Origin of the sequence: Alteromonas oceanisediminis, from assembly GCF_018474025.1 — a bacterium.
GTDB classification, from domain to species: domain Bacteria; phylum Pseudomonadota; class Gammaproteobacteria; order Enterobacterales; family Alteromonadaceae; genus Alteromonas_E; species Alteromonas_E oceanisediminis.
The window spans coordinates 41,927-65,554 of record NZ_JAHCTA010000011.1 but is presented as its reverse complement, the minus strand read 5'-3'; the positions used below and the strand labels follow the sequence as shown (position 1 = coordinate 65,554).

32 protein-coding genes and 1 pseudogene are annotated in these 23,628 nt (G+C 42.8%); 17 read left to right on the top strand and 16 right to left on the bottom strand.

All coding sequences use genetic code 11. The features are described from left to right. Positions 1–189: 189 nt before the first annotated feature. Complete coding sequence (locus KIU71_RS17895; protein ID WP_315853311.1) at positions 190–537, top strand: methyltransferase family protein; 348 nt, start codon at positions 190–192, stop codon at positions 535–537. Here the strand turns inward: KIU71_RS17895 and tnpC are convergent. From tnpC to tnpA, 3 genes and pseudogenes are all read right to left on the bottom strand, one after another. Beyond that, a pseudogene (gene tnpC, locus KIU71_RS16335) lies at positions 511–2,024 on the bottom strand (IS66 family transposase). The gene KIU71_RS17895 and the pseudogene tnpC sit on opposite strands and share 27 nt — an antisense overlap. Before the next feature lie 86 nt (positions 2,025–2,110). Then, positions 2,111–2,461 (bottom strand): IS66 family insertion sequence element accessory protein TnpB, encoded by a 351-nt coding sequence (gene tnpB, locus KIU71_RS16330; protein ID WP_214132373.1) that lies wholly within the window; start codon positions 2,459–2,461, stop codon positions 2,111–2,113. A gap of 25 nt (positions 2,462–2,486) precedes the next feature. Beyond that, on the bottom strand, positions 2,487–2,747 hold the full coding sequence (gene tnpA / locus KIU71_RS16325) for an IS66 family insertion sequence element accessory protein TnpA (protein WP_214132372.1): 261 nt from the start codon (positions 2,745–2,747) through the stop codon (positions 2,487–2,489). Between the two features lie 444 nt (positions 2,748–3,191). On the opposite strand from tnpA, the gene KIU71_RS16320 reads away from it, so the two are divergent. The 4 genes from KIU71_RS16320 to KIU71_RS16305 all read left to right on the top strand — a co-directional run bounded on the left by KIU71_RS16320 (position 3,192) and on the right by KIU71_RS16305 (position 8,347). Further along, positions 3,192–4,598, top strand: a complete 1,407-nt coding sequence (locus tag KIU71_RS16320; protein WP_214132371.1) for an SMEK domain-containing protein — start codon at positions 3,192–3,194, stop codon at positions 4,596–4,598. 4 nt (positions 4,599–4,602) lie between these two features. After that, a complete protein-coding gene (locus tag KIU71_RS16315) occupies positions 4,603–6,021 on the top strand; it encodes an argonaute/piwi family protein (protein ID WP_214132370.1) in 1,419 nt (472 codons plus the stop codon). Positions 6,022–6,111: 90 nt separating this feature from the next. Continuing rightward, positions 6,112–7,350, top strand: a complete 1,239-nt coding sequence (locus KIU71_RS16310; RefSeq protein ID WP_214132369.1) for a tyrosine-type recombinase/integrase — start codon at positions 6,112–6,114, stop codon at positions 7,348–7,350. 37 nt (positions 7,351–7,387) lie between these two features. After that, positions 7,388–8,347, top strand: a complete 960-nt coding sequence (locus KIU71_RS16305; protein ID WP_214132368.1) for a hypothetical protein — start codon at positions 7,388–7,390, stop codon at positions 8,345–8,347. 30 nt (positions 8,348–8,377) lie between these two features. Here KIU71_RS16305 and KIU71_RS16300 read toward each other — a convergent pair whose 3' ends face one another. Beyond that, a complete protein-coding gene (locus tag KIU71_RS16300) occupies positions 8,378–8,782 on the bottom strand; it encodes an antitoxin Xre/MbcA/ParS toxin-binding domain-containing protein (RefSeq protein ID WP_214132367.1) in 405 nt (134 codons plus the stop codon). Positions 8,783–9,291: 509 nt separating this feature from the next. On the opposite strand from KIU71_RS16300, the gene KIU71_RS16295 reads away from it, so the two are divergent. The 3 genes from KIU71_RS16295 (at position 9,292) to KIU71_RS16285 (ending at position 12,819) form a co-directional block, all read left to right on the top strand. Then, on the top strand, positions 9,292–11,133 hold the full coding sequence (locus KIU71_RS16295) for a DUF4942 domain-containing protein (RefSeq protein WP_214132366.1): 1,842 nt from the start codon (positions 9,292–9,294) through the stop codon (positions 11,131–11,133). 344 nt (positions 11,134–11,477) lie between these two features. Next, positions 11,478–11,657 carry a hypothetical protein gene (locus KIU71_RS16290; protein WP_214132364.1) on the top strand — a complete coding sequence of 60 codons (180 nt, stop codon included), beginning with the start codon at positions 11,478–11,480 and terminating at the stop codon, positions 11,655–11,657. Between the two features lie 637 nt (positions 11,658–12,294). Next, on the top strand, positions 12,295–12,819 hold the full coding sequence (locus KIU71_RS16285; RefSeq protein WP_214132363.1) for a single-stranded DNA-binding protein: 525 nt from the start codon (positions 12,295–12,297) through the stop codon (positions 12,817–12,819). 119 nt (positions 12,820–12,938) lie between these two features. On the opposite strand, the gene KIU71_RS16280 is transcribed toward KIU71_RS16285, so the two are convergent. Next, entirely contained in the window at positions 12,939–13,127 is a 189-nt protein-coding gene (locus KIU71_RS16280; protein ID WP_214132361.1) for a hypothetical protein, read from the bottom strand. Between the two features lie 478 nt (positions 13,128–13,605). Between KIU71_RS16280 and KIU71_RS16275 the strand changes: the two genes are divergently transcribed. The 7 genes from KIU71_RS16275 (at position 13,606) to KIU71_RS16245 (ending at position 16,303) form a co-directional block, all read left to right on the top strand. Further along, entirely contained in the window at positions 13,606–13,962 is a 357-nt protein-coding gene (locus tag KIU71_RS16275; protein ID WP_214132360.1) for a hypothetical protein, read from the top strand. Continuing rightward, positions 13,962–14,225, top strand: a complete 264-nt coding sequence (locus KIU71_RS16270) for a hypothetical protein (RefSeq protein ID WP_214132359.1) — start codon at positions 13,962–13,964, stop codon at positions 14,223–14,225. The genes KIU71_RS16275 and KIU71_RS16270 overlap by 1 nt, the downstream gene beginning before the upstream one ends. Position 14,226: 1 nt before the next feature. Further along, entirely contained in the window at positions 14,227–14,589 is a 363-nt protein-coding gene (locus KIU71_RS16265; protein ID WP_214132357.1) for a hypothetical protein, read from the top strand. Between the two features lie 67 nt (positions 14,590–14,656). Continuing rightward, positions 14,657–14,905 (top strand): hypothetical protein, encoded by a 249-nt coding sequence (locus tag KIU71_RS16260; protein ID WP_214132356.1) that lies wholly within the window; start codon positions 14,657–14,659, stop codon positions 14,903–14,905. Positions 14,906–14,945: 40 nt separating this feature from the next. Beyond that, positions 14,946–15,401: a hypothetical protein gene (locus tag KIU71_RS16255; RefSeq protein ID WP_214132355.1), complete on the top strand. Its 456-nt coding sequence runs from the start codon at positions 14,946–14,948 to the stop codon at positions 15,399–15,401. Between the two features lie 80 nt (positions 15,402–15,481). Beyond that, positions 15,482–15,895 (top strand): hypothetical protein, encoded by a 414-nt coding sequence (locus tag KIU71_RS16250; protein WP_214132354.1) that lies wholly within the window; start codon positions 15,482–15,484, stop codon positions 15,893–15,895. Positions 15,896–15,922: 27 nt separating this feature from the next. Then, positions 15,923–16,303, top strand: a complete 381-nt coding sequence (locus KIU71_RS16245) for a hypothetical protein (protein ID WP_214132353.1) — start codon at positions 15,923–15,925, stop codon at positions 16,301–16,303. 156 nt (positions 16,304–16,459) lie between these two features. Here the strand turns inward: KIU71_RS16245 and KIU71_RS16240 are convergent, their stop codons facing one another. The 9 genes from KIU71_RS16240 to KIU71_RS16200 form a co-directional block, all read right to left on the bottom strand. Beyond that, complete coding sequence (locus tag KIU71_RS16240; RefSeq protein ID WP_214132352.1) at positions 16,460–16,657, bottom strand: hypothetical protein; 198 nt, start codon at positions 16,655–16,657, stop codon at positions 16,460–16,462. A 12-nt stretch (positions 16,658–16,669) separates the two neighbouring features. Next, positions 16,670–17,146 carry a hypothetical protein gene (locus KIU71_RS16235; RefSeq protein WP_214132351.1) on the bottom strand — a complete coding sequence of 159 codons (477 nt, stop codon included), beginning with the start codon at positions 17,144–17,146 and terminating at the stop codon, positions 16,670–16,672. Positions 17,147–17,385: 239 nt separating this feature from the next. Further along, positions 17,386–17,751, bottom strand: a complete 366-nt coding sequence (locus KIU71_RS16230) for a hypothetical protein (protein WP_214132350.1) — start codon at positions 17,749–17,751, stop codon at positions 17,386–17,388. Between the two features lie 12 nt (positions 17,752–17,763). Continuing rightward, entirely contained in the window at positions 17,764–18,108 is a 345-nt protein-coding gene (locus KIU71_RS16225; RefSeq protein WP_214132348.1) for a hypothetical protein, read from the bottom strand. A gap of 208 nt (positions 18,109–18,316) precedes the next feature. After that, positions 18,317–19,189 (bottom strand): hypothetical protein, encoded by an 873-nt coding sequence (locus KIU71_RS16220; RefSeq protein ID WP_214132347.1) that lies wholly within the window; start codon positions 19,187–19,189, stop codon positions 18,317–18,319. Positions 19,190–19,200: 11 nt separating this feature from the next. Then, positions 19,201–19,362, bottom strand: coding sequence for a hypothetical protein (locus tag KIU71_RS16215; protein WP_214132346.1), 162 nt, complete (start codon positions 19,360–19,362; stop codon positions 19,201–19,203). Between the two features lie 9 nt (positions 19,363–19,371). Further along, positions 19,372–19,578: a hypothetical protein gene (locus KIU71_RS16210; RefSeq protein ID WP_214132344.1), complete on the bottom strand. Its 207-nt coding sequence runs from the start codon at positions 19,576–19,578 to the stop codon at positions 19,372–19,374. Between the two features lie 34 nt (positions 19,579–19,612). Further along, positions 19,613–20,020 (bottom strand): hypothetical protein, encoded by a 408-nt coding sequence (locus tag KIU71_RS16205; protein WP_214132343.1) that lies wholly within the window; start codon positions 20,018–20,020, stop codon positions 19,613–19,615. Between the two features lie 313 nt (positions 20,021–20,333). Next, a complete protein-coding gene (locus KIU71_RS16200) occupies positions 20,334–20,789 on the bottom strand; it encodes a hypothetical protein (RefSeq protein ID WP_214132342.1) in 456 nt (151 codons plus the stop codon). Between the two features lie 398 nt (positions 20,790–21,187). On the opposite strand from KIU71_RS16200, the gene KIU71_RS17890 reads away from it, so the two are divergent. Both KIU71_RS17890 and KIU71_RS16190 read left to right on the top strand, forming a co-directional pair. After that, on the top strand, positions 21,188–22,015 hold the full coding sequence (locus tag KIU71_RS17890; RefSeq protein ID WP_250207588.1) for a YbjQ family protein: 828 nt from the start codon (positions 21,188–21,190) through the stop codon (positions 22,013–22,015). Between the two features lie 105 nt (positions 22,016–22,120). Next, on the top strand, positions 22,121–22,417 hold the full coding sequence (locus KIU71_RS16190; RefSeq protein ID WP_214132341.1) for a DUF5983 family protein: 297 nt from the start codon (positions 22,121–22,123) through the stop codon (positions 22,415–22,417). 56 nt (positions 22,418–22,473) lie between these two features. Here KIU71_RS16190 and KIU71_RS18150 read toward each other — a convergent pair whose 3' ends face one another. Then, on the bottom strand, positions 22,474–22,641 hold the full coding sequence (locus KIU71_RS18150) for a KTSC domain-containing protein (RefSeq protein WP_214132340.1): 168 nt from the start codon (positions 22,639–22,641) through the stop codon (positions 22,474–22,476). A 254-nt stretch (positions 22,642–22,895) separates the two neighbouring features. Next, positions 22,896–23,567, bottom strand: a complete 672-nt coding sequence (locus KIU71_RS16180) for a hypothetical protein (RefSeq protein ID WP_214132338.1) — start codon at positions 23,565–23,567, stop codon at positions 22,896–22,898. Positions 23,568–23,628 lie beyond the last annotated feature (61 nt).

Below are 23,628 nucleotides of genomic sequence, written 5' to 3'. Positions count from 1 at the left end.
ATTTTAATCAGTAGTTTTTTATTGCTAGCCGTCCTCGGTAGGAGCTTTGTACAATACAAGAGAAATGGTGATTTTGGTATCAGAGCAGCATCTAGAAACGCCCCGTTAGTAGAAATTTTGCCGGGGGCTATATTCGTGGTTACATTTTGCCTAGGATTTGGTCTAATTCTTTTTGGTTAATTAGGACGCGTGCCCCTCATATTTGTTCCTTCAACTCCATTTCAACTTCTCGGCTCGTTGATTGGCGCTTGCGGAATTGCTGTAACCTTGTTGTCTCAAATTCAAATGGGAGATTCATGGCGTATTCGGGTTGACCAGAAAGAAACCACAGCACTTATTACTCACGGGATTTACGCAAGGTCTCGCAACCCCATTTACTTCGGCATTTGTCTATTTTGGGTAGGGGTATGTATAACGTTCCCTCATATACTGCTTTGGGCATGTGCTTTTGTATGTTGGATTTGCATTGAAGTGATTGTTCGAAAAATTGTAAGCGTCCGGTCATCCCACCTAGCTTTTAGCAAATTGCCAAGGTAGCAGTTGATCGATCTGTGGGTTTTTGTGACTCAAGGTATCGAGGCTGTGCATGATGTAATCGAAGACGTTGAGGTCATTGGCTTTCGCGGTTTCAATGATGCTGTAGAGAACAGCACTGGCATTGGCACCGTTGGCCGTTTGACTGAACAACCAGGCTTTTCTGCCGACGACGAAGGGTTTTTAATGGCTCTTTCTGAGCGGTTATTGTCTATGCTCAGCTGCCCATCAAGCGTATAGCGTTGCAGTTTTGCCCACTGGTTGAGGCAATATTCAATCGCTTCACCTAGCTTGGTCTTGGGTAGAACCTGCTGCTGAGATTTAATCAGCCAGACTTCAAATTGTTTGAGCAGCGGCACACTTTTTTCTTGGCGAATGCGGTAGCGCTCATCCATCGATTTATCTTTGATTTGCGTTTCAATGCGATACAGCTTTTGAATAAGGTTGAGCGCCCAATCGGCTTTGCCACTGGGTTTCTTTCCTTGGGCTTTTTTGGCCTCGATAAACTTACGCCTGGCATGGGCCATACAGCCGACGAGTATCGCCTGAGTTTGCTCGTACGCCTTATAACCGTCAACCTGCATAAAACTCTTATACCCTTGTAAAAAATCCACGGCGCATTGCCCAGCCCGACTGTTGTGGTAATCAAACAGCACGATGTTGGGAATGGCACTGCTTTTGATGTTAGTACTTGGCGAGTCTGCGCCTGTGGCATAGACCCACATATAGCTGGTCGCTTTGTCTTCACTGATAACGTTGAGTGTAGTCTCGTCTGCTTGGATGACGGGCTGCTGTAATAGCAGCACATGCAGCCTGTCATAAAGTGGCTTAAACAACTCGGCGCAGCGAATTATCCAGTCCGCCATCGTTTTGCGGCTTATCGCGATACCGTGCTGTTTGAACATGGCTTCTTGGCGATATAGCGGTAAGCCGTACTGATATTTGCTGGTGATTATCTGGCTAAGTAGGCTGGATGTCGCATAGCCTTTGGGGATAACGCTGTGCGGCACAGGTGCTTGTTTGATGTGATTGCTAGTGCCTTCTTTCTCGCAGGTCCGGCATCCATACTTAGGTCGGACATGCTCAATCACTTTGACCTTGGCCGGGATAAACGCCAGCTTCTCACTTTTGTCTTCGCCAATTTGATGTAGCTTGCCCTGACAACCACCACAGACTTTTTCTTCCTCACTGATATCATGCACAATCACTTCACGGGGTAAGTGTTTAGGGAGCGGCTTACGCTTCGGTTTGGTGCGGGTATAGCTGATGGCTTCCTTCTCAGGCGAAGGCGCATCAAGCTCAACAGTCAGTTCTTCGGCTTCATTAAATAACTCGCCTTGCCCGGGATGGCCTTCCGTCGACTTGCCAAACTGCTTATGTTGCGCAATGCGGAACTGCTCTTCTAAGAACTGGTATTTTTGCACAATCTCGCCAAGCAATTTCTTTAGCTGCTTGGGGTCATCTGGGAGCGATTCGATATCAATATCCATAGCGTGATTATCGCGCATTGAGGCACTGATTATCTTACTTTATTTAGACCAATTCGTGATCGATAAGCGCTGTTTATGATCTGCGGTTATAAGCCCGACGCGGTGTAGTGTAAGGGCTGATGGCCGATGATATCAAAGCCCGATAACAGCCAGTGAAGTTGCTGTTCGTTTAAACGCATATGGCTTAACTCATTCTCTTTGGGCCACTTGAACTTGTGCTTTTCAAGGCGTTTGTACCACAAGGCAAAGCCCGTTTTATCCCAGTGCAACACTTTGAGCTTATCGCGCTGTTTATTGCTGAATAAAAACAAAGCGCCTGTGAAGGCACTGAGTTCAAGTTCCGATTCAACAATAGCCAGCAGACCATTAATCGACTTGCGGAAGTCCACAGGCAGCACATGCAGATAGATATCATCTGGCTCGACGAATACCTTCACGATGCAAGCGCCTTGATAACGTGTACTAGCCACTGCGGTGACACCGCACGCTGACTTGACCGAACTGTAATCTTACCGATGGTGTGAAAGGCGTCGGTTCGGGCTTGGTCAACTTGACTAACTTGGGGCCAGTGGAACGTGTGTTGCGCCAGCCTAAATCTCGTTTGCGCTTTGAAAAATATCTCGGGCACAAACCTTGTTCTCGACAGAATTGCGAAGCGGTTACGCCACTTTCATCATGTTGTTTGAACAGTGTCTGCCATTGTTCGATTGTTCTTCTATGCATATAGCCATCCCCTTGAAGTTAAAATCAAGATTCTGGCGGTGCTAAATTTTGAAAACTAGGTGGGATGGCCGGACGCTTACGAAAAATTGAAGAGCCTTATTTGAAGAACGTGCATGGCGATGATTTTCTAAAATATCAGTCCAAGACCAACCGATACATACCAAAGCTTTTGCGATTTTAGTGTTGACGCTTAAATACTAAGGACTTTCGAACTCTACATTTTTTAGGGTGATAGCTGGCTATTGCTATCGCCTATTTGGGGTCGTAACTTTAAAAAATCCATCTATGACGGCTGTCATAACTTCAGCAAATTTAGAGCACTTTCAATGAGTATTATGACTTGAAATGTTTATGGAAAAGATGATTTAAATTGTTATTGATTAAATGACAAGCGTTAACATATAAACTGTATATAATTTCAGTATAAAAAGGACATAGCTATCGATGGAAGTGTTAACCGTAGAAAACGAGCTTCGCCAAGTTGTATCTAGACTGGTTACCCAAGTAGAGCTTGCAACGAAGCAGGGGAAACTCGATATCAACCTTGCATTGGAAGATGCTTTGATCCCTATACTGAAAGAGCTATTTCATCTACCAAAGCTACATAACTTAAATGCAAAGCAAAAAAATTTCCCGGGCATTGATTTAGGTGATGAATTTGACCGAGTGGCTTTTCAAGTAACGGCAACGACAGATCTGGAAAAAATCAAAAAGACATTGATTGTGTTTATTGAAAAAAACTACCAATCAAATTTTGATGAGCTTTACGTTTTAATGCTCGTTAAAAAGCAGAAAAGTTACTCACAATTGTCTATCGATAAAATTACAGGGGATGTATTCACTTTCAATACCAACACTCATGTAATAGATCCTGGCGACATTCTAGCAAAAGCATCTAATTTGAGGGTCACTGCTCAAAAGCGTATTTTGCATGAGTTTAAGCTTATCCTTGGTGAGATAGACGGCTACCTCGCACTCCGAGAATCAACCACTGAGTTGCCAAGAGCATATACAACTAATTTGGCTCCAATTTCTTTTCCTAATACGGTGTACGTAGCACAATTGACGGTCGTTAAAAAAGATGTGTTTGAAAGAGCCAGAGCTGAGTTAGGATATAAGGGTAGGCGCTCATCAGACATGTTTTTATGTGTGCGGTTAGCGTTAGCTCTAGAAGGCTCCCAGTTTTCTGCATGGACATTTCATGATGGGAAACTGTTTACATTCTCAAACTTTGATGATCATACGGCTTTAATGTCGATAGTAGATAAAGGAAGCATCGAAGAATTAGATTCTAACGAGCTTCATGATTCTGAATACGTTGAGTATGAGAATGTATTTAAATCACTATTGCAAGGTCAGGTTCGCGAACAAGTGAAAGACTATTGCATTGGTTTTGATATGTTCGAAAAACAATATTACTTTCAACCTGAAGATAAAGAACAGATTAGTAGAAAAGAAAAGTGGATAGGCTTAAAAGCAGCTCAACGAACCGTTTTCGAGCGCGTAGAGAGCAAAAAGGAACCCGGCAAAGCAGCTCACTTTAAGCACCTGAGTTTCCAATTAACATTCGTAAAAATACAAGATCAGTTTCACGCTATGATCGTCCCAAGTTGGCTATACACGTACAATACACGCCGTCGTTCCATGTTTCATGATAAGTTGGTATCGAAACAAAAAGGATTAGAAAATAACCAAGCCGTAAGAAATCTTACGCGGTTTGTATCGTATTTTCTTGCTCAAATGGATGCCCAATCGGGCGAAAGCATCAAATTTGAACAGCTTATACAACTCGCACCCGAAGAAAATCCTCTGTCATCTGCTGATAATGCTGAAGAAGAGGCGGAAGTATAAAACTATGAAAATTACAATCATCCAAGAGCCACTTCTTGAATTTGGGAAAGGTACTCATATATGTCCAAGGAATGGAATTGAACGTATGGGCGTATATGACACAAAAGATGAATTGCGGCGCTCAGAACTTAGATTAGGGATTGTAGGAAGAGGGGAAGGTGTTGACAAGCTAGATGTCTGGCTGGATTTATGTCGAACTGGCATTTTAGCCAAAGAAAGCCATCTTTCAAATCTATTTAAAGGCTTTGGAGGGGTGTCATTGGATTATGGGTTTCATACCCAACTACTTTCGTCTCCGGGCTACACACGCACTATTCAAAAATCATCAATTGTCAAAGTTGGTAAAAACAAAACGCGAGAGGAGCGAGTTGTCGATGCCGTGAACTTATTTTATGAGCAGATACAATTCCTTGCGGAAAATCGTTCAATTGATGTAATCATCTGTGTAATTCCTGATGAAATGTTTATCTCTCTGACAAAAAGAGAAAAGCAGTCAACAGAGGACACTGGAAAAGTTGAACTCTATCTGGAGCATGATTTCAGAAGGCTCCTAAAAGCAAAGTGTATGCATCTCGGCGTGCCACTGCAGTTAGTTGTTGAGAGCACATTGTTAACGGGGAAAGCTAACAGAGGCAATCAGGATGATGCGACACGAGCTTGGAATTTTGCCACAGCTCTCTATTACAAGGGTAACAAAACAGTTCCCTGGCGGTTAAAAGAAGAGCGATTTAAACCCAAAAGTTGTTATGTTGGAATAGGGTTTTATCGAAGCAGAGATGGTGAAACGATCTCAACAAGCCTTGCTCAGGTGTTCGATGAATTCGGACACGGTGTCATCCTCCGTGGAACGCCCGTTGTCATAGACAAAAATGATAAACGACCATATATGTCTGAGCAACAAGCCTATGATTTTTTGAGCTCGGCATTGTCAGAATATGGTAGAGCACTAATGCACATGCCTGCAAGGATTGTGATCCATAAGACGTCAAAGTTTAGAGATACTGAGATTAGAGGATTTAATCGTGTACTTGAGGAAAAGAGCATCAGTACAAAGGACTTTGTTTCGATAACAAATACTGACATGCGTTTGTTCAGCGATTCAAACTATCCACCGGTAAGAGGCACGTTACTCTCAATCAATGAAAATGAAGGTATTCTATACACAAGAGGCACCATAGATTTTTATCAGACATATCCGGGGGCATATATTCCCAATCCGTTAAAAATTGATGTGTTTGAAAATGATTCTTCGCTTGAAGAGCTTGCTGAGGAAATTCTTGGTTTAACTAAGATGAACTGGAACAACACGCAATTGGACGGACGTTTACCAATTACTCTAGAGTGCGCAAAGAAAGTGGGAGAAATAATGAAGTATGTTGATTTAGGAGAGAAACCTCAGGTCAGTTACAGTTTCTACATGTAACCCCCACTATGTCTAATACCCTTTAGTATTAGACATAGTGTATAAGAGTAAGTTATAATGTTCCCACCTTAACCTACAATAAAAACTCACTTGGCCATCACTAAACCCGCACCGTTGTTTCCCACGTATACTGAGCTGGCAGAGCTGAGTCTGTCTGACTATCCACAGCTAAGTTCATTCTTAGATGAGCAACCAACATGGATGAGACAGCACTGGGACTGGGCTAAAGATTACCTTTTGTATATCGGGCGCAACAAGTCACAACACACGTATGTGCGTTTTCGGAATGATATTGAGAAGTTTCTACTGTGGGTCTTCATGGTGGATAAGCAGCCAGTCGACGAATTACGCAAAGCAGATATTTTGCGATATATTGATTTTTGTGTAGCGCCGCCGGTTAAATGGATAAGCACTCAGCTCCATGACCGATTTAGCCTGAATAACGGTTACTTTGCTTCAAACCTTAAGTGGACGCCGTTCAGGCAAACGCCACCGAAATACGACAAGGACAGAGTACTCGATCCAAAAAAGTACCAGCCATCATTGCAAACCCTCGAATCTACTTTTGTGGCATTGAACTCTTTTTTCCGGCATTTAATAGACGAGGAAATCTGTTTTGGTAATCCCATACCTTTAGCAAAACGTGACTGTAAACACTTGATAAAAGACAGCCAGGTCAAAACAATAAGCCGTTTAACCGAGCATCAATGGCAGTACTTGTTAGATACCGCAGTGGAGATGGCTGATAACGACCCATTACTAGAACGCAATTTGTTTATTGTGGCCACAATGAAAACGCTGTTTTTAAGGCTATCTGAGCTGTCTGAACGTCGGGATTGGACGCCCATGATGAGTCACTTTTGGACAGATGAAGACAATAATTGGTGGTTCAAGGCTTATGGCAAAGGCAAGAAAATTCGCGATATAACTGTGCCTTCAGGGTATCTGCCTTTTCTCAAGCGTTACCGGGAATGGCGAGGCCTTTCATCTTTACCATCCAAAGGCGAGCAAACTATCTTGGTTGAAAAAATACGCGGTCGAGGGGGCTTAACCAGTAGGCAAATATCCAGACTCATTCAGCAGGTATTTGACGCAGCATTTACTAAGATGAAGTCTGAACTCGGTCTTGATACCGCGCAGAAGTTGAATGAAGCCACGACACACTATCTGAGGCATACGGGTGCGAGTATGGAAATAGAAAGAGACCGACCGTTAAAAGATTTATCAGAAGACTTAGGACATTCAAGCAGTGCTACCACCGATACTGTTTATGTTCAAGTTGAACGTAAACGACGTGCTTCATCGGGTAAAGACCGAAAAGTTGAGTGATTTTTGTGTTCAAAAAAAACTGTATAAGAGCCTTACTATGACAATCATAAAAAACGCAATTGATTCGATACAAATTGGCATTGAAGATCATCAAGCGAACGACGATAGACGCAATATTTCAGCAGTAAGAAACATATCAGCTGGCATCTTGTTATTGTATAAAGAAAAACTTTGTCAACTCTCACCAAAAGACAATAAAGAACTGCTAATAAAACAAAATATACGTCCTGTGCGAACTGAAGATGGCACTATTCAATTTGAAGGAAAGGGACACAAGACAGTTGACGTACAGTCGATCAAAGACAGGTTCAAAAGCTTAAATATAGGAGTAGACTGGTCAAGGTTCGACAACATCAACAGACTAAGAAATGACCTTGAACACTACTATACGTCTGAATCTCCAGATACTGTCAGAGAGATTATCGCAAAATCATTTTTGCTTATTCGTGATTTTCTGACAGAACAGCTCAAATTAGATCCTCAAGAAGTTTTGGGAAACAATGCTTGGTCAGTGTTGCTAAGTGTTACTGAAATCTATATGGCCGAAGAAAAATCATGTCAAATTAGTCTCGAGAAGGTTGACTGGGTATATTCAACTGTAACTGATTCAATAAAATATATGCGATGTACTAATTGCCATTCATCACTTATTGAAGCCCCTGATAGTGATGAATACTATACTTCAATTCCTTTAAGATGTCGGTCGTGTAACGAAGATTTCACCTTTGATGAAGTAATCGAGCAGTGTATTGATGACTCTCTTGGTGGTGAGGCAATTCAAAGTGTGATGGATGGCGACCATTCGCCGTACGATACTTGTTTGAGCTGTGACAAAGAAACATTTATCTATACTGAGGGCAAATGCGTAGCATGCGAGTTCGAAATGGAACATACAAGCTGTGAAATATGCGGTGAAGGACTTCGGCTTGAAGACCAATGGAATGAGGGTAAATGCGGCTATTGCCAGTATAAGTGGGAAAAAGTAATGGCAGAGTAATTAAAGCCAAAAACATATCTAGGAGTCATATCAAGCCACAAATGAATAGTGTTGTCTAAACAAGCTGTCAAGTACCATTTCAATTCCTATCGAGAAATGTAGCAGTTCGAAAGGCGGTTTATTGCTCAAAGTTAGATTTGGATAACGTATCCAGTTTTGTAAATGCACTTCATTCTTAAATATTTCTTTGCCGGATTGAATAACGCGCATGATTAGAAGCGCTTTATCGCTACTACAAGGGCTTAGTTTTCCACTTTGGCATTTGGAAAACGATAATGGTATCCCAAGAAGTCTTCCAGTCTCTTGTTCAGTCAAAGACAATGAGTTTTGAATTACATACGCAGCGCTCATTGGTAATCCATCAATAACTTCTTCCAACACTGAACGAGCCGGTTTTTCACCTGTGAGTGAATAATATTCCGAAGTAAAACACATATCACACCTTCATATGCCAGTAATTAGAATATAGATTACCCTCAATTCAAAGGGAGTAAAGGGATTGTGAAATTAAAATATGTATGATTTATTCATATACAAATAAATCTCATTCGCTATGCGTGTTTTTGGAGTTTTGTTTAGGAAAAGCGAATCAAGGTTTCGTTTATCAAGCCAATGCTGGACACTATTGAATGACGCTTTTGATTGAATTTAATGAAATTTGTTGCGCATTTTACCAATAGAATTATACTTTCTATTCTTGGCTACAGTGTTTGACACGACCAGATGCAACGATTACCGACCGTTTCAGCAAAAAACCGCTCACCACAGCGGTTTTTTTTGTGCTTCAAAAATATCAACTCTGCTATTTTGCTCAGTGTTGTCAGATTGTTTCGTAGCAAAATAACTCTTATATTTCCAATAGTATCAGTCACATACAAATAGATATCGTAAATTAGTGACCTAAACGGTGGTTCAGCCAATTAACGACAAGATGAGCCTAACCCATGGAACAATCCAATCTATTTGAACAACCCTCAGCGCAACTGGCAAAGGTTAAGCAAGCGTCAGTGAGTGCCACGGTTAAGGCCTTAAAAGCCGCGAACGAAGATTACGAGTGGTACCCCACCACGGCAGCACAAATCCAGGTCATCACTGATGATGTAAAGCGCCTTAGCATGGTGTATGAGCTTGAGGGACGAGATAAAAACCCTACGGTGCTCGATATAGGTGCGGGGTGCGGGCGTGTGGTCACCGCTATTCGAGATACGTTGAACGCCAACAAAGATAAAATAGGTGCCAGCGTCAAAGCATACGCAATAGAAAAGGCCGGCATTCATACCAGCACCTATCGCGGCAAGAATATTCACCTCATTGGCACCGAATTCGCAGAAACGAATCTTATAACGAAGAGTGTAACGTTTGGTTTTTGTAACCCTCCTTACCGGGAATTTGAAGCATGGATTGCGCGATTGCTTCAAGAGCTGGCGTTTAAAGTCTTGTATGCAGTAATCCCAGAGCGTTGGACCGAAAGTAAACTGATAAAACAGGCGATTAAGAGTCGCGGGATAGAGTTTTCCGAGATCATTACCACATCAGATTTCCTCGATGCCGAAAGAAAAGCGCGCGCTAAAGTGCACCTAGTACGATTTTCCTTTGTCGATTTGTCTCAAGAAGCCTTGGAAGAAGAGAAAGACGCAGCCGGGGAACGCTGGGAGCAGCGACGCTATCACTACCGGCCTGATTTGGGGATTAAAGCAACAAGTCCATTTCTAAAGTTCATTAGTGAAGAGTTGGGGCTTCATAAAACGACAAGTGAGACTACGGACAAATTTCACGAGTACGTTGAACGTCAGCGGGTGAAAGCTGAGATGAAAAAGGAAGGGACTGAGAGCTTTGAATTAGTGAAAAGTCGCGGTGTGATTTGGGCGCTTCTGGAGAGCTACGAACGCAATATGCAGCACACGCTCAATCAATACAAAACGATTGGAAAGTTAGACGGGAACTTGCTGTCTGAACTCGGAATCAAATACGAGGATTTATTAGAATCGGTAAGGGCCAAGCTGTATGGATGGCGCGGCGTATTTTGGGGCCTGTTGTTTGATGAGCTCGACGCCATCAAAGAAAAGTTAACTGCTGAGAACAAAAAGACATTGCTCAATCAACTCTCTGCTACTGCGCTCGATTTCACTTATAAGAATTGTGTCTATGTCATCCAATATGCGGTTGAAATGGGCAATGAGCTGATCGAAGAAAGTTTAATCGATATTTATAAAAGCTTGACTAACGCAGACTCGATAAAGACATACTATAAATCGAACACCCGAGTGTTTGACGATTCTTGGCGTTACAACCGCTACCATGGGGATGGAGAAAGCCTAGATAGGCAGTCAAAGCGAATGTTGGATTATCGATTTGTTATCAGCACATGGGGTAACTTTGGTCACAACAGTTGGGATCATGGATTAAACGAGTCCGCGCGCCAATTTACCGATGATTTAATCGTCGCCTTTCGTCTGCTGGGCTACGGAAATTTGTACGGCTCCTGTCGCTATGAGCACATAGGCTACGGGGATGCGTATTATATCACCGGGACAACCCCTGACGGTGAAAGTGTCGAGCTTGTGAAAATCCGTTTCTATAAGAACGGCAACCGGCACTTAAGCTTCAATCAAGCCGCGATGCTCCGCCTGAACACAGCGGTCAGTCGAATTCTTGGGTGGGTGAGAAGCAAAGAAGAATTTGCTGAGGAAACCGGCGAAGATGCACCGGCTGATGAGGTGTGGAATATTAGTGAATCAATGAAGATTCTGCCCTCATCGATGCTTAAATTAACGCAGGCTGCGTGAGTGCAAAACAAATGTCTGCGTCTGTCATGTGAAAGGCGCTGATTTGTGGTGTAAAAGCACCGCAACGGCATAATAAGCGGTAACTTCAGAACAAGGACAACGCAAACGTGCGCGACAATCATCAACTCAAACAACAAATCGAAAGCATTGGACTAGACCTTAGTGGCGTGGTGCTGGCAAGCGAAAGCGCAAAATGGGGGCTTAGTATTACTTGTGAAAGTGACAATGGTCGGGTGACAGGTGTTTTCAGTGGTTCTCAAAACGCGGTTGAAGCGCTTTATAATAGCTGCTTAACGCACCCTCGTGTTGTATTATGCCGTTACTGTTAAAGGAACTAACACCGTATGAAGCGATCATCACAACCCCAATCACTACCGCCAATCATCCTCAAAACATGGTGGGATACGTTCAATCAGAGAGAATCGGAAGAAGCGAAAAAGGTGGCGATGCATAAGCTGGTTAACCAGTTTGGCAGTATCAAAGCCGCTGTCGAGGAACTCCAAAAACACGGCATTATCAGGTAAAGCAAAGGGTAATCACGGGTTTAAACGATTATATGGGTCGAGAAACTACGTACATACCCCCTCCCCCACTAGACAGGAATTATTACATGTCGCTTCGCGAGTTTCCGCCAGAGCGCTAACATCAAGCCTAAGGTAATTAATGCGAATGAGCCTGGTTCGCTTACTGATGTAATCTCTTTGACGAGCAGTTTAGCACTATTTTCGAAAGGGTTGTCTCCGTACAAATTTTCACGAAATGAAATTTGGCTCCTCAGATATGGGTTAAAGCGATCTTCATAAAGCATACTGGCGGTTGTCTGCACCCGTTCGTTCCAAACAGTGCTCATGGAGTCGCCCAAGCGCATATAAAGGCCGGCGTATAGAAGAGCACCAGCGATTCCTCAATTCACAGAAAGCACATCAATCTGAAGTAAAGGCTGCCTATGTGCAAGGCATGTTGGATGTTGCCAAAGCAATCTGCCCAGTCAGCTGATTTGTAGTGCAAAGCGAAAAGAGCCGCAGCGAGATAAAGACTTTTCCCAAGCGGTACAGGGCAGTGTAAGAGTGTTCTGGTTTGTGGCGTGATATTCGACTTAATTGATAATGAAATCATCTCAGCAAGAGATAAAAACCTTAATGTCAATTTTGAGGAAATAATATGTCACGCGGTTTTATTAAAGTCATAGCGAAGGGTAATATCGGTCAACTAGAAGCGAAGAACCTACAGTCAGGCGATTTGGTGGTGAATTTCAGTCTGGCAAGTACATCGGCGTATACTGACAATAACGGTCAAAAGGTTGAGAATACGACTTGGCTGAAGGGGGTTGCTTACCGCAAAACAGCCGAGCTTATCAGCAACTTATTACAGAAAGGCTCCGAAATATTCTTGGAAGGCAAGCTAAACGTTTGCAAATGGCAAGATCAACAAGGCAATAATCGGGAAACAACTGAGGTCGTTGTCGATAGTTTTGAACTGCTAAGTCGCGGTAAGCAGCAAGCTGCTAATCAACAACAAAGCGCAGGCTATCAGCAAGCACAACAAACGAATAGCCATCCACCGCAAAACCAGCAGCCTGTGGCGCGACTCAATAACGGGAGAAACTATCAGCCACCACGTCCACATCAGAACCAGCACCAGCAAACACGGCATGGGTTTGAAGTACCGGACTTCGCCAATCAGTAACGAGTTCATGGTCGCCATGGATGGCAAATTGTGCAGGGAGGGCGAAGGGTCTATAGCACTAGTCCGGACAGTGCCGCAAAACACTTTTGATGGTACGACTGGGCGCTAAATTGACATTGTTAAGCAACATTAAAAGGCGACGGAATAGGCAATGACAGCAGTTCGACAGCCTCCCGGGGGTAGAGCTTGTCCGTTGCCATGAGATAGAAACCGATTCTCACTTGTTCGACAATGAGTATCTTGTCGGTCTCTGACTTCACACGCGCCCAAAAGTACACGCCCTCAATCTCATTCATCATTCTCGACACCTCCGATTTCCATATTTGAAAATATAGTGGTATTTAACCCAAACCTCACCTGTTCCTTCGGTCTGATTTCTGGCTTATTAGTGAGACCTGCTAAACCAGCTGCGTACCGTTATCCGTGCTTAAGAACACAAATCCCTTAATCACTCAATCCATAGCGTAGGAGCGACCTATGCCAGTATCTCGACAAATGCTAGCGCGTATTTTTCATACAAAAACCGCGCCGGATAACTAGTTGTCATTCAAGGGCGAGCATCGACTGGACGGGAATACGCAGTGCAGTTGGCAAGTGAAGATTAAAGCAACGATATGAGAAGAAGCCATCAAACACGCAACACAGTGGCTTGGGTCGCGGACAGAAGCGATTTCACAGGTGGATTTTGTGATAAGCAAGGGTGGGATGCTCTGCGCCTGATTTGCAGCGTGAATAAGCAAGCGCGTTAACCTGGCTTTACTGTTCACCATTGGAGCTAAATAAAATATGTCAATGCCGACTGCAACGGACATAGGGAACGCCATACACACACTCATTGCGGCTGGCTATACCGTCGGCGCCAATGACGGGAATCTTTGCTTTGCCCTGCACGACGAGGCAACCGGCGAAGACACCATGGGCGTTATCAATACTAAGAGCGGCTTAGGTTTGGGGATCCATATCAAGGGCTATGGTGACTGCTGCTCAGACGATGATATGGGTCAGCCCATTTATATTGAGAAGTATGACGGCCAATTAATGGTACGCGTATACGGCGATATAAACAGTGACTCGCCAACGCACACTATCAATTTGGAAGGGGCGCGTTTAGATAAGCGAGTAACAGAAGAGGAGCAGGGGTAATGGAGTTAAATTCCATCAGTGATTTTGAGCAAGTTAAGAAAGGCACAAAAATTCTTGTGTCGGATAGCTCACCTCAGCCACCGAAGCACCACAAGCGCAAACTGGCGACGTGGCAATGCAATAACTATACAGGCTTTTTCTGGGGTGCAGGCCACTCATGCGGTCGATTTGAAGTGCGTATCGCGGTCAACCCGTCTGGCTTTTTAGTTAACTGCTACAACGCTCAAGGCCGTCACACGTTTACTGTTGTCGAGGCTGCCTGAAATGACTAAATTAATCGAATACCAAACCATGCTGAACAACCTACTGAATGGCAATATCACACCACGCAGCGTTATCGGTAGCGGGTATAAAAACGGTAAGCAAGTCGCCAGCGGCTGGATCCGCACACAACTACATAATCTAGCTAATCCATCCCAGAAGGTGTCTCAAATCCACGTTGCATCGTCAGGCAAGGCCTACAGCAGCGAAATGCACGCGATGAAAAGTAAAGTCTACACGCAAATGCTTTTTAACGACTACACGACCATCGACGGCTCAGTAGTTAACGATTTTGGGGTAATGCCAGCAACCCTTGGCGATGGTTACGAGATTTACGTGGTGACAAAACACTCAAAGGGCAAATAATGCGCCAGTCAGGGAATGCTGGTCGCGATGCCCCATCCTTTGTTTATCAATTACAGGTTTTTACACTATGAATTTTACGCAACGATTAGAAAAGATTAAAACAGTCGAAGATGCGGAAGCGCAGCTCCGGCTGGCAAAGCAGTACGCGAAGCGATTACGCAATGAAGCAAAGAAGGCCGAGCTGTTGAGCGAGAAATTGGCGCTCAATGAAAGGCTGAAACATGCTGAGTACACTCTGCGCCAGTTGCGCCGCGCAATCTTTGATATCGAAGATGCACTAGCAGGCGGGCTACCCGTTAGCTCAATAACAGGCTAAGCTTGCCATTCATTCACTTGCAACTTGGAATATTCAATCAATGAAATCGCGCGCGGCTACGATCCTCACGGTGGCTATAGGAATATTACTTGTAACAGCTTGTGCGAAGAACCATATCAAGAGTATTCATGCAGTTGTCACCGATAATGAGCTGAATTATGCAATGAAGCTAGACGTTGTATTTGTTTACGATGAAAAAACGTTATCTCTTATCCACGAATTTACAAACCTCACGTGGTTCGAGCAGAAAGTTCCGGCAATGCTTACGTTTGGTGAAAGCATTGATGTTCATTCGCTGGAGTTAGTATCGCTTTCGCCAGTTCGCTTGACGAGCCTGCCCGATAACGTTTCTGACGTGATTGCAGTGGTCGCCTTTGCTAATTATCCGAACATTTCACAAGAGCCAGTTACAACTGGGACCTATGACAATGTGTGGCTTCTGGTGACCCCAGCTGGACTTGAGGTATCGAACAATTTCCCCCAACTGATTGATTAGACAAGGCGATGACTAATTTATAGCGGAAATACGGATATAAGTGATAGTGAGTGCAATTCAGTCACTATTAGGATTCTTAAATGGAACTGGCTATTCGCACGATGGTTTATCAACCCAAAATCAAAGACGGAAAAGAGACAAGTCTGCTTGAATACGTGAAGCAGCGCAGCTATGGAGAGCTGGAAAAGCAATTTGAAGAAGCACTCAAGGCGATTGTTATGCCGGGTTGGGATTGCTCAGCCTATGGCGCAGCGGAATATATCAGTTTTGGTGAGTACAAGCAGGATAAGCAAGCGTCTCTACCTAAGGGAAATGTGATTGTGTTTGCGCGTAGTGGTAACTGCGAAGGCTACCGGGTCGAGCTTTGTATCATCAATGATGGCGTCTTTGTACCCGTCATCAGTGCTAAGTATCTATCTGACCGTGATGGTGTGTGGGAAATAGCTAAACAAATCGATGAGGCCTGTTACAACAATGGGTTGTATGGATATTAAAATAGAAAAACGTAAGGAGAATTCTTCATGTACACAGCAGTAGTTATAGGGATCGGCGCAATCATATTGGCGAACTCTGGATATGACTTATACCAGGCACTAACCATTGACCAGACTGTAGACGATATTGCCAATCAGGACATTTCTATCATGTCGTCTTGGTATATCGCAGGTATCATTTACGGCGCAGTATGTTATTACGGACGTGAAGGCTTGGAGAAAGTTACTGGGGGCGTGATTGGTGCCACATGCACATTGATGACTGGTTATGTTGCGTTAGACACTGTCACGGAAGCCTACCTTGAGCCTAACCAAAAAATGACTGACTGTATAAAACAAGGCGATGCATTCGAGCAAAGCAATTGCATCAGTGATTTCACTGAAGAAGAGTTCCCAAACAAAAGCTAATCAATCTCAGACTAACGGCGAACTCGAGGCTCTAAGAGCCCACTATACCAATCAGCAACAATGCTAACCCAGCTGGCTCAGAGACTTAAGATATAAGCACGGTGCTACGTTTGTGGGACAATAATACGTTTTATACTCAATTATTTCTTATTGCGCTTAATGTGCTGTTTTAAGCGTTTTTGCTCGCTCTAATGTCTTAACAACAGAAGCAAAATTCACAGAATCGATAGCTTCTTTTTGATTGTTCTGGTTTAGAACATAACCTTGTTGCAACTCAGCTTTGTGAATCGATAACAACTCATCAATCTCAGACAATTCCATTGCCATAACATCATTTAGATTAAGTAAATTCATAAATTTCCAATATCAATTAACTGCTAATGAATTATTCAATTTGTCGGTTGACAAATGTGCCACTTTTTCGCAATACCCTTTTTCCTCGTAACCAGAAGGGCAAACACTAAAAGTAAAGGAAATTAGCTCATTTTCAGATCTAGCGAATGTGTAGGCTTCAAAAGGAGTTGCTTTAAGGCTGCATCGGCTATCATGAGCGATGTACTTTGCTAGGTCAGTATCTTTTTCAAAATAAGGATGCATGCTAACGTTCTCTAACAAGCATTTATTGTTTCCAGAAGGAATGGCCTTATAAGTATCTGGCGACACTTTGACAATAGACCACAATCGATCATACTGATCAATGTAGCTATTCGTGTTAGAAATGAGCTTCAAACTAACTTTGTCACCACCAACATCGTAAACGTTTTCTTTGAAGTAATCTGTTCCAGCGAAAATCACACTAACCCAAAAGAAACAAAATAGGAGTGGTACAAAAAACTTCGTCATATAGAATCCTTTTTACCTTGTTTGATAGTATTCATATTATCAAATACTCTATTTCCGCAACCTATTAAATGCGGATGTTTGATGCTTCCAATCAATTTCTCGTTTCCTAGTTCAGACTAAGACTCATTTCTTCCACAGGTAATCCATCTAACCACACCCGCAGCAAATACTATGATCGCAAGCGATACCGTGGCGATACTTATATTTAGCCACTTTTCCCTCGCTGATATATTCCTATACTACTTCCCCTCTAGCAATGCTCTCACCGCAATTGAGTGTTTTGCACGCATCGCTGTAGTTGTTATTTTCCTCGTAGAAGTTCTTACCTCAACAAATGTTTTAGCAGTATATGTCCGTTTTTTAAGTTTAATATCAGCGAACTCTTTAAATTTCTGTGCTAATTCTTTACTGTCAAGATACATTTCTTTAAATGTCAATCTAAGATTTGAAGAAAGAAATAAATGTACTATCGAGTCTTCATGGCAATGTTCATTCTGCAGACTCTCAGGGATATCGCGCATTCTCAGTTTTACCACTACTGTTGCATATTCAACGACAGATTTGTTCGGAAAATCCCCCGCGCTTCTAAGAATCACTTCTTCCATAGATATTACTTCCTATTTCAGTTTCCTTTGTTCAATACCTAACTGGCCACCACCCATTTTATCTTGCAACACCATCATTAACTCGGCTGTTGCATCGGGGTCGCCAGAAACAGCAATCGTAGGCAATTTGCAATCACTACATATTCCAGTAACAGCCACTTCAATGCCGTCCATGCCTTTTGTGTTTAATATCTCAAATGTTGACTGAGGGGCTTTACCACCACACTCATTGCACGTAATAAAATCGGGGACCTTAGCAATCTTAATCATTCGATTACTCTCGTGTCTGCGGGTCTCTAAACGTTTTTTCTCTTTCTTAAGTTTTAGCTGCCTTTTCTGGTTTTTGTTCTGTTTCAACTACATTTCCTACCTTGTTAATATACGCCTTATTAGGCTGAATCTCGCATTGGCGCAAAATCGGTCATGCCAGACTAACATGAAGGACAATAGATACTTGCCATATATTCAGCAGCCTGGTTCTGCATTCTCGTTTTCAAGAAGTGCATTATGATAGAAACATTCAGGGCATTTAACTGTTTTTGGCATGGTATTTTCTATCGCACACTTAGATGAGTTGCTCATATTGTTTAATGAATTTGATATTACTATCGACTAAGAATCGCTTACAGTCTTCGATAGCATCTTGGGCAGCCAATAGATTTTTATCTATGCCATTAAGTCTCTTTGACCAGTCAATTAACTGAGTATCTGAGAGCATTGAGGTATCTAGCTGGTCAAGCTCATCAAGTAAGCTTGGCATATCGTCATGAAGTATGTCTTTAATGACACTATAAGTATTAAAAGCCCGCACTCCATAGATTATGCCTACGGGGAGGCTCACTGTTAACAGCTCCTTTTCATTATCGGTAAGCTCTCTACCTCGCTTTTCTTCTTCAAGAACGATGTCCGCTTCAGAGGCTTTTACAGAGTCATAAACCTTCTCATCACCACTCTTTGCTCGACGTTCTAATTTGACGCGCAGAGCTCCGGTAATGCCTTCCTTGCTCTCTCTAAGATTTCTTACGCGACAGAAAAGCTCTAACCCTTCAGGTTTATACATGCGGTTTACACGCTCACGGATAAATTCAAGCTCTCCAATCCTTCGTTGTATATTTTCTCTGGCATTTCGAACATTAATATCTTTACGGAAAGTACGCTCCAGTTCATTAAAGTCCACTCCAAAGTGTTTTTTCCCACATTTATGACCAATGTTGGTTTCGATGTTACTTGAACAGACCACCAAGTAACCCTTTTTATGTGATGTATTGCATGAACTTAGTCCACAGTGGTTTTCATCGCTAAAATCGTACTTCCCGATGATACGTTTCAGCTTAACTTCAGTGGGGTTTACCCCTCTCTTGAAGCCAGGTCTTTCGAACACCTCCTCCCAGCTTTTTAGACTTATTACTGATTTTCCATCCTCAGAAAGTATGTTCATCGTGTTTCCCATTAAATTATTTTATGAAGCTTCAAGTATTCGGCAACTGCTTGTTCAGATCCAAATGCTCCCAACAACATCTTTTGTGCATGTCCACGAGAATCATCATCTTCGGCATTAAGGAGCAGTTCATACCATGTTTTAACAAGCACCAAAGGCGGCTCTTTTTTCACCGATATTTCCTATTGCGCTTTATGTGCTGTTTTAAGGTTTTTTGCTCGCTCTAATGTCTCAACAACAGAAGTAAAATTCACATAATCGATAGCTTCTTTTTGATTGTTCTGGTTTAGAACATAGCCTTGTTTCAACTCAGCTTTGTGAAGCGATAACAACTCATCAATCTCAGACAATTCCATTGTCATAACATCATTTAGATTAAGTAAATTCATAATTTTCCCTTAAGGCTGATTGCGTAGTTTTCTATTATTCTACATTCCAGTTTTCGACTGATTTATCGATACCATCAGCCAACGAACGTATCTGCGATATTTGGTAAGGAATTTTTGATTGAGGTTCATGTGCATATCTGCTCTTCACGAAATAATCTTTACAAGTAACCAGAAGAACTTTTAGTTCTTGTCCTTCTAATGTGTAGAATTTGTCTGCAAGTTTTGTTTGATCAGAAGGAGGAAGCGAAAGAAAAAGTTTTTCAAGATCATGGCCGCGAGCATTAGATTTTATTTCACTAGTTTTAGGAAGTACATTTGTATCTAGTGACTTTAAGTAAAGTTCAATGGCCAAGGCATAGTTGCATACAACCGCAATGTAAATAGTAGCTAAATCCGCACTTTCCTCTGCATACCTTGCAATATTAAGGAACTGCTTTTGCATTTAGATAAATATGGTTACTTTGCTCAGACATTTCTATTTTACCTCCAATCAAATTAAATAAAACTTTGAGAGTTTTTAACTTGTTCCAATATCAGTTATGGTAAGACCCTAGCGCACTAGACACTTTATAGCTTTATAATTGCATAAACTATGAGGTGTTGTAATGAGCGGAAAACGCTACTCCGAAGAATTTAAGATCCAAGCGACGAGCAAGTCATGAAACGAGTAACGGAGGAACGTGACATATTAAATGAAGCCGCTGTATGAATCTCAATAGCTCAGTCTGACACTTGATTGCTTAGTAAGAGACTTATCACTGTGCCACATCACTGCGAATATCCACGATATCGCCGCCAATGCTATTGCCGGATAAGCGCATGTCATTCTCGCTGTTCACCCATAAATCCATGTAGCCAAACGAAAAATCACTGATGTTTAGCGACTGCGGAATGAGATTGTCGAAGGTTTTGGTGGTAAGAAGGTAATCGAATACGTTACCTGTACTATCGGCTAGATACAGATAGGAACTAGCCCACTCTCCAGCATCTGTCAGGCCCCAGCCAGACCCATCATTGCCCGGGGACAGTTGTAACCGAGACTCATTGAAATCTGTCTTTTTACCACTAACTGAACCATTGACAAAAAATAAGCGCTGGACAGGGTTGTACGTATCGGCAAAAAGGTGGCTATTGGCGTAGTACTTAATGTTGAGTATCGCGTCATCATACTCAACGTTAGCATGCGTTAAAGAATTGCTGCCGCCTGCCATGCGGTCGACTAAATCAATCGTGTGGATGGCTTGAAATCTATCGCCGACGGTTCCATTCCGCGGACTTATTAGCTCATTAATGTCACCGACCTGAGCAACCTCACCGGTGGATGCACCTTTGGCGAAGACGTCATTACAAATAGCCGCAATGCCTGCGGCATTAAACGAGCTTCAATAGCGACTCACGACTCGTGTACCTTCTACCGTCTTCTCAAATTCGTCGTTTTTAGATCGGTACATCAAAGACTCTGACTTCACAAATCATAGTGCTCACTTTAAAAAGTTCTGCTCGTTTTCGTTCTTAAATTCTTAGAGCTATCGTTATGTAGGAGTCTAATTTCTGCACTCGGTTGATTTTGCATTACAGTTGACCTTATAACAACGTTTGAGGAACAAGTATGGGTGCAGCTGAGCAGCAACGATTTTGTTTTCGGGAATCGGTCATCCACGATCGAATCGAAGCAAAAGATTATCATATTGACGACACCGTGTTGCATTACAGCCAAGCCGACAAGACTTTGTGTATTTTCCATCAAGGAAAACACGTAGATAGCTTCTTTGTCCACGAAGACGATTACTACGAAATCCTGTTTAATTTTGAGACCACCAGCCAATACATTCCGCCTCTGGTCGTGCAGAATATCACCTGCTGTGATGAGCGCACCTGGTTGGTGGGTAAAGGCGTGTTGTGTTCTGACAGCGGCGACGAATACGGCTTTGCCAATCTCAGCTTCGAGATGGCAGGCGAGATGGTGGATATTGAGCACAACGGTCAGCGCCTGTGCTCGTTGGATGCTGATAACAATGCCGTGTTGTTGCGGGCGATGGAAACTTTTAAGCAGCAACAAAGCACCCGTCTCGCGTTCGATACTAATAAAAGTGCTCATGAAGATATGGGCGTAATGGTCACGACAGAAATGGCCGTTAACCTGCCGATTGAAACTCGCCTTGGCGTCATATCAGCCCAATCCGCACACGGTCTTAACGTCATCAAAGACTACTTTACGGGGTGGAGTGACAAGTTAGGTGGTCGAAGCTCCAGCATTCAAAACACATTAAAGGAAGCGCAAGAAGAGGTCATCGAGGAGCTAAAACGCGAAGCACTTGCACTTGGTGGTAATGCTATCGTGGCCATAGATTTCGACATAAGCCAATACTCCGGCGGGGGCAAATCCATGCTTTTTGTGGTGGCTACAGGGACAGCAGTAAAATTGCGAAGGCGATAGGATTTAAGGCGCTGTGATAAGGTTGATGGGCTTGCTCTAGAAATATGGCCAGATAACGTCATCTAGCGATAATTGAATGGTCTTTTCTTTTAGTAGGAGCCGTTCATGGGCCAATCTCGCATCAACGTATTGCAAAGTTCAACAGAGAATTACAAGACCGTTTGTTTAAGTACGCAAAGCATCAACGAGTCAGACCACAAGCAACTCGATATTCTTGGCCGAGACTCGGCCGAAGGCATGATCCAATCGCGGGATACAGGCTGGTGGGTCAAACTTTATAATGAACCTGAGTACAACCACCGCGACGGTTTTTCTGACGACTTCAATGCATTATTGGCTGACTGCTTGGTGGCAGGCTATAGAATGGTAGAGTTTGATGCCGATTGTGAGCTGGTCATTTAAGCTCAATCACCACATCGGTTAACAGTCAGCGCTACAGCGAGTAAAACGGCATCACCTTAACAGAGATAGCGGCCTTTAATTGCTTGATTGAAATAGCTGCCTTTTGAGCTGGCGCTAAGCAAAGAGCGATACATCGAGAGCGGGACATCACAGTAGTTGTAATACCGGTTAGCTAGCTGAAGTCTAAGTTCCGCTGTTTCTTCATCGTAGCAGACTTCATGCACCTACCTATTTTCAAGGTTTGAACACCAAATTACCTTAGCAACAATTCCCCTACCCTGGAACGTGTTTCATGGAAACGTCCTAAATTACGCTAAAAAGGACATTGTGAGTGACGCCGCAGAACGCGCCACTCAATGGCTAAGAGAACATATCCACCGTTTCATGGGATAAGCATGTGTATAAGTCTTGTTATCCCTGCAAACACAGCAGCTTATATCCATGTCTAGAGGTCATTTAGTTACGGATTTGATAGATACTATTTTAATCGAAACAAGCGCTTCCGCATTAACATAACAAGTGCTATCAATAAAATCGCTATCGTAGTTGGTTCGTTGACATCTTGTTTATAGACAAGATACGTACCAATGTAATCAAGAGCAACGTCTGGATCTGCTAGGACACTCTGATAATTCGGATCAGATGGCGATAATCCATCATAAATGTGCAAGTAAAATTTTTCGAAAGAAATACTAACTGATGTGGCGGCCAGTTCATAAGTGCCTTGAAACCACATTACCGCCGAATAATCACTAGAAATTGTCAATGTAGGGGTATCTGCCGTCATCTGCCCAATCGTATTGAAATACGGGGATGATGGATTTCTATCTAAGATTTCTGGGTTGCTTGGGTTTAAAAAACTGCTATAAACAGATGTTGGTGTGTATATGTCTAGCGCGATCACCGATTCCCAGAGCCTATACACCTCATCTGTAGTTGGTAGGCGCCACTCTTCATATAAACCACCAACATTTAACTCTAACATCACCTCGTTAAATGACATCCCATTATTGACACCATAATCCATCCAGACCAAACCGGTCTCGGTATCTAGAAAACTATCATCAATAACGTAATCATGGTCGATGATTACGCCATGTGCTATATGTGAAAGTGTAAGCAAAACGAAGACTGATATTGTCTTGAGCACGAATGATTTCCTGTAGTACGTCCCTGTAAGCCCATGTTATGTCATAAATATATTTAAATCA

Excerpts from the sequence above, each read along its gene's own strand:
- KIU71_RS16230 (WP_214132350.1), bottom strand. The coding sequence starts at position 17,751 with ATGGAAGAAGTGATTCTTAGAAGCGCGGGGGATTTTCCGAACAAATCT.
- KIU71_RS16265 (WP_214132357.1), top strand. The coding sequence starts at position 14,227 with ATGACTAAATTAATCGAATACCAAACCATGCTGAACAACCTACTGAAT.
- KIU71_RS16245 (WP_214132353.1), top strand. The coding sequence starts at position 15,923 with ATGTACACAGCAGTAGTTATAGGGATCGGCGCAATCATATTGGCGAAC.
- KIU71_RS16270 (WP_214132359.1), top strand. The coding sequence starts at position 13,962 with ATGGAGTTAAATTCCATCAGTGATTTTGAGCAAGTTAAGAAAGGCACA.
- KIU71_RS16300 (WP_214132367.1), bottom strand. The coding sequence starts at position 8,782 with ATGTGTTTTACTTCGGAATATTATTCACTCACAGGTGAAAAACCGGCT.
- KIU71_RS16275 (WP_214132360.1), top strand. The coding sequence starts at position 13,606 with ATGTCAATGCCGACTGCAACGGACATAGGGAACGCCATACACACACTC.
- KIU71_RS16305 (WP_214132368.1), top strand. The coding sequence starts at position 7,388 with ATGACAATCATAAAAAACGCAATTGATTCGATACAAATTGGCATTGAA.
- KIU71_RS16290 (WP_214132364.1), top strand. The coding sequence starts at position 11,478 with ATGAAGCGATCATCACAACCCCAATCACTACCGCCAATCATCCTCAAA.
- KIU71_RS16315 (WP_214132370.1), top strand. The coding sequence starts at position 4,603 with ATGAAAATTACAATCATCCAAGAGCCACTTCTTGAATTTGGGAAAGGT.
- KIU71_RS17890 (WP_250207588.1), top strand. The coding sequence starts at position 21,188 with ATGGGTGCAGCTGAGCAGCAACGATTTTGTTTTCGGGAATCGGTCATC.
- KIU71_RS16285 (WP_214132363.1), top strand. The coding sequence starts at position 12,295 with ATGTCACGCGGTTTTATTAAAGTCATAGCGAAGGGTAATATCGGTCAA.
- KIU71_RS16295 (WP_214132366.1), top strand. The coding sequence starts at position 9,292 with ATGGAACAATCCAATCTATTTGAACAACCCTCAGCGCAACTGGCAAAG.
- KIU71_RS16220 (WP_214132347.1), bottom strand. The coding sequence starts at position 19,189 with ATGAACATACTTTCTGAGGATGGAAAATCAGTAATAAGTCTAAAAAGC.
- KIU71_RS16255 (WP_214132355.1), top strand. The coding sequence starts at position 14,946 with ATGAAATCGCGCGCGGCTACGATCCTCACGGTGGCTATAGGAATATTA.
- KIU71_RS16250 (WP_214132354.1), top strand. The coding sequence starts at position 15,482 with ATGGAACTGGCTATTCGCACGATGGTTTATCAACCCAAAATCAAAGAC.
- KIU71_RS16235 (WP_214132351.1), bottom strand. The coding sequence starts at position 17,146 with ATGACGAAGTTTTTTGTACCACTCCTATTTTGTTTCTTTTGGGTTAGT.
- KIU71_RS16190 (WP_214132341.1), top strand. The coding sequence starts at position 22,121 with ATGGGCCAATCTCGCATCAACGTATTGCAAAGTTCAACAGAGAATTAC.
- KIU71_RS16205 (WP_214132343.1), bottom strand. The coding sequence starts at position 20,020 with ATGCAAAAGCAGTTCCTTAATATTGCAAGGTATGCAGAGGAAAGTGCG.
- KIU71_RS16320 (WP_214132371.1), top strand. The coding sequence starts at position 3,192 with ATGGAAGTGTTAACCGTAGAAAACGAGCTTCGCCAAGTTGTATCTAGA.
- KIU71_RS16240 (WP_214132352.1), bottom strand. The coding sequence starts at position 16,657 with ATGAATTTACTTAATCTAAATGATGTTATGGCAATGGAATTGTCTGAG.
- KIU71_RS16260 (WP_214132356.1), top strand. The coding sequence starts at position 14,657 with ATGAATTTTACGCAACGATTAGAAAAGATTAAAACAGTCGAAGATGCG.
- KIU71_RS16210 (WP_214132344.1), bottom strand. The coding sequence starts at position 19,578 with ATGAATTTACTTAATCTAAATGATGTTATGACAATGGAATTGTCTGAG.
- KIU71_RS16200 (WP_214132342.1), bottom strand. The coding sequence starts at position 20,789 with ATGGCAGGCGGCAGCAATTCTTTAACGCATGCTAACGTTGAGTATGAT.
- tnpA (WP_214132372.1), bottom strand. The coding sequence starts at position 2,747 with ATGCATAGAAGAACAATCGAACAATGGCAGACACTGTTCAAACAACAT.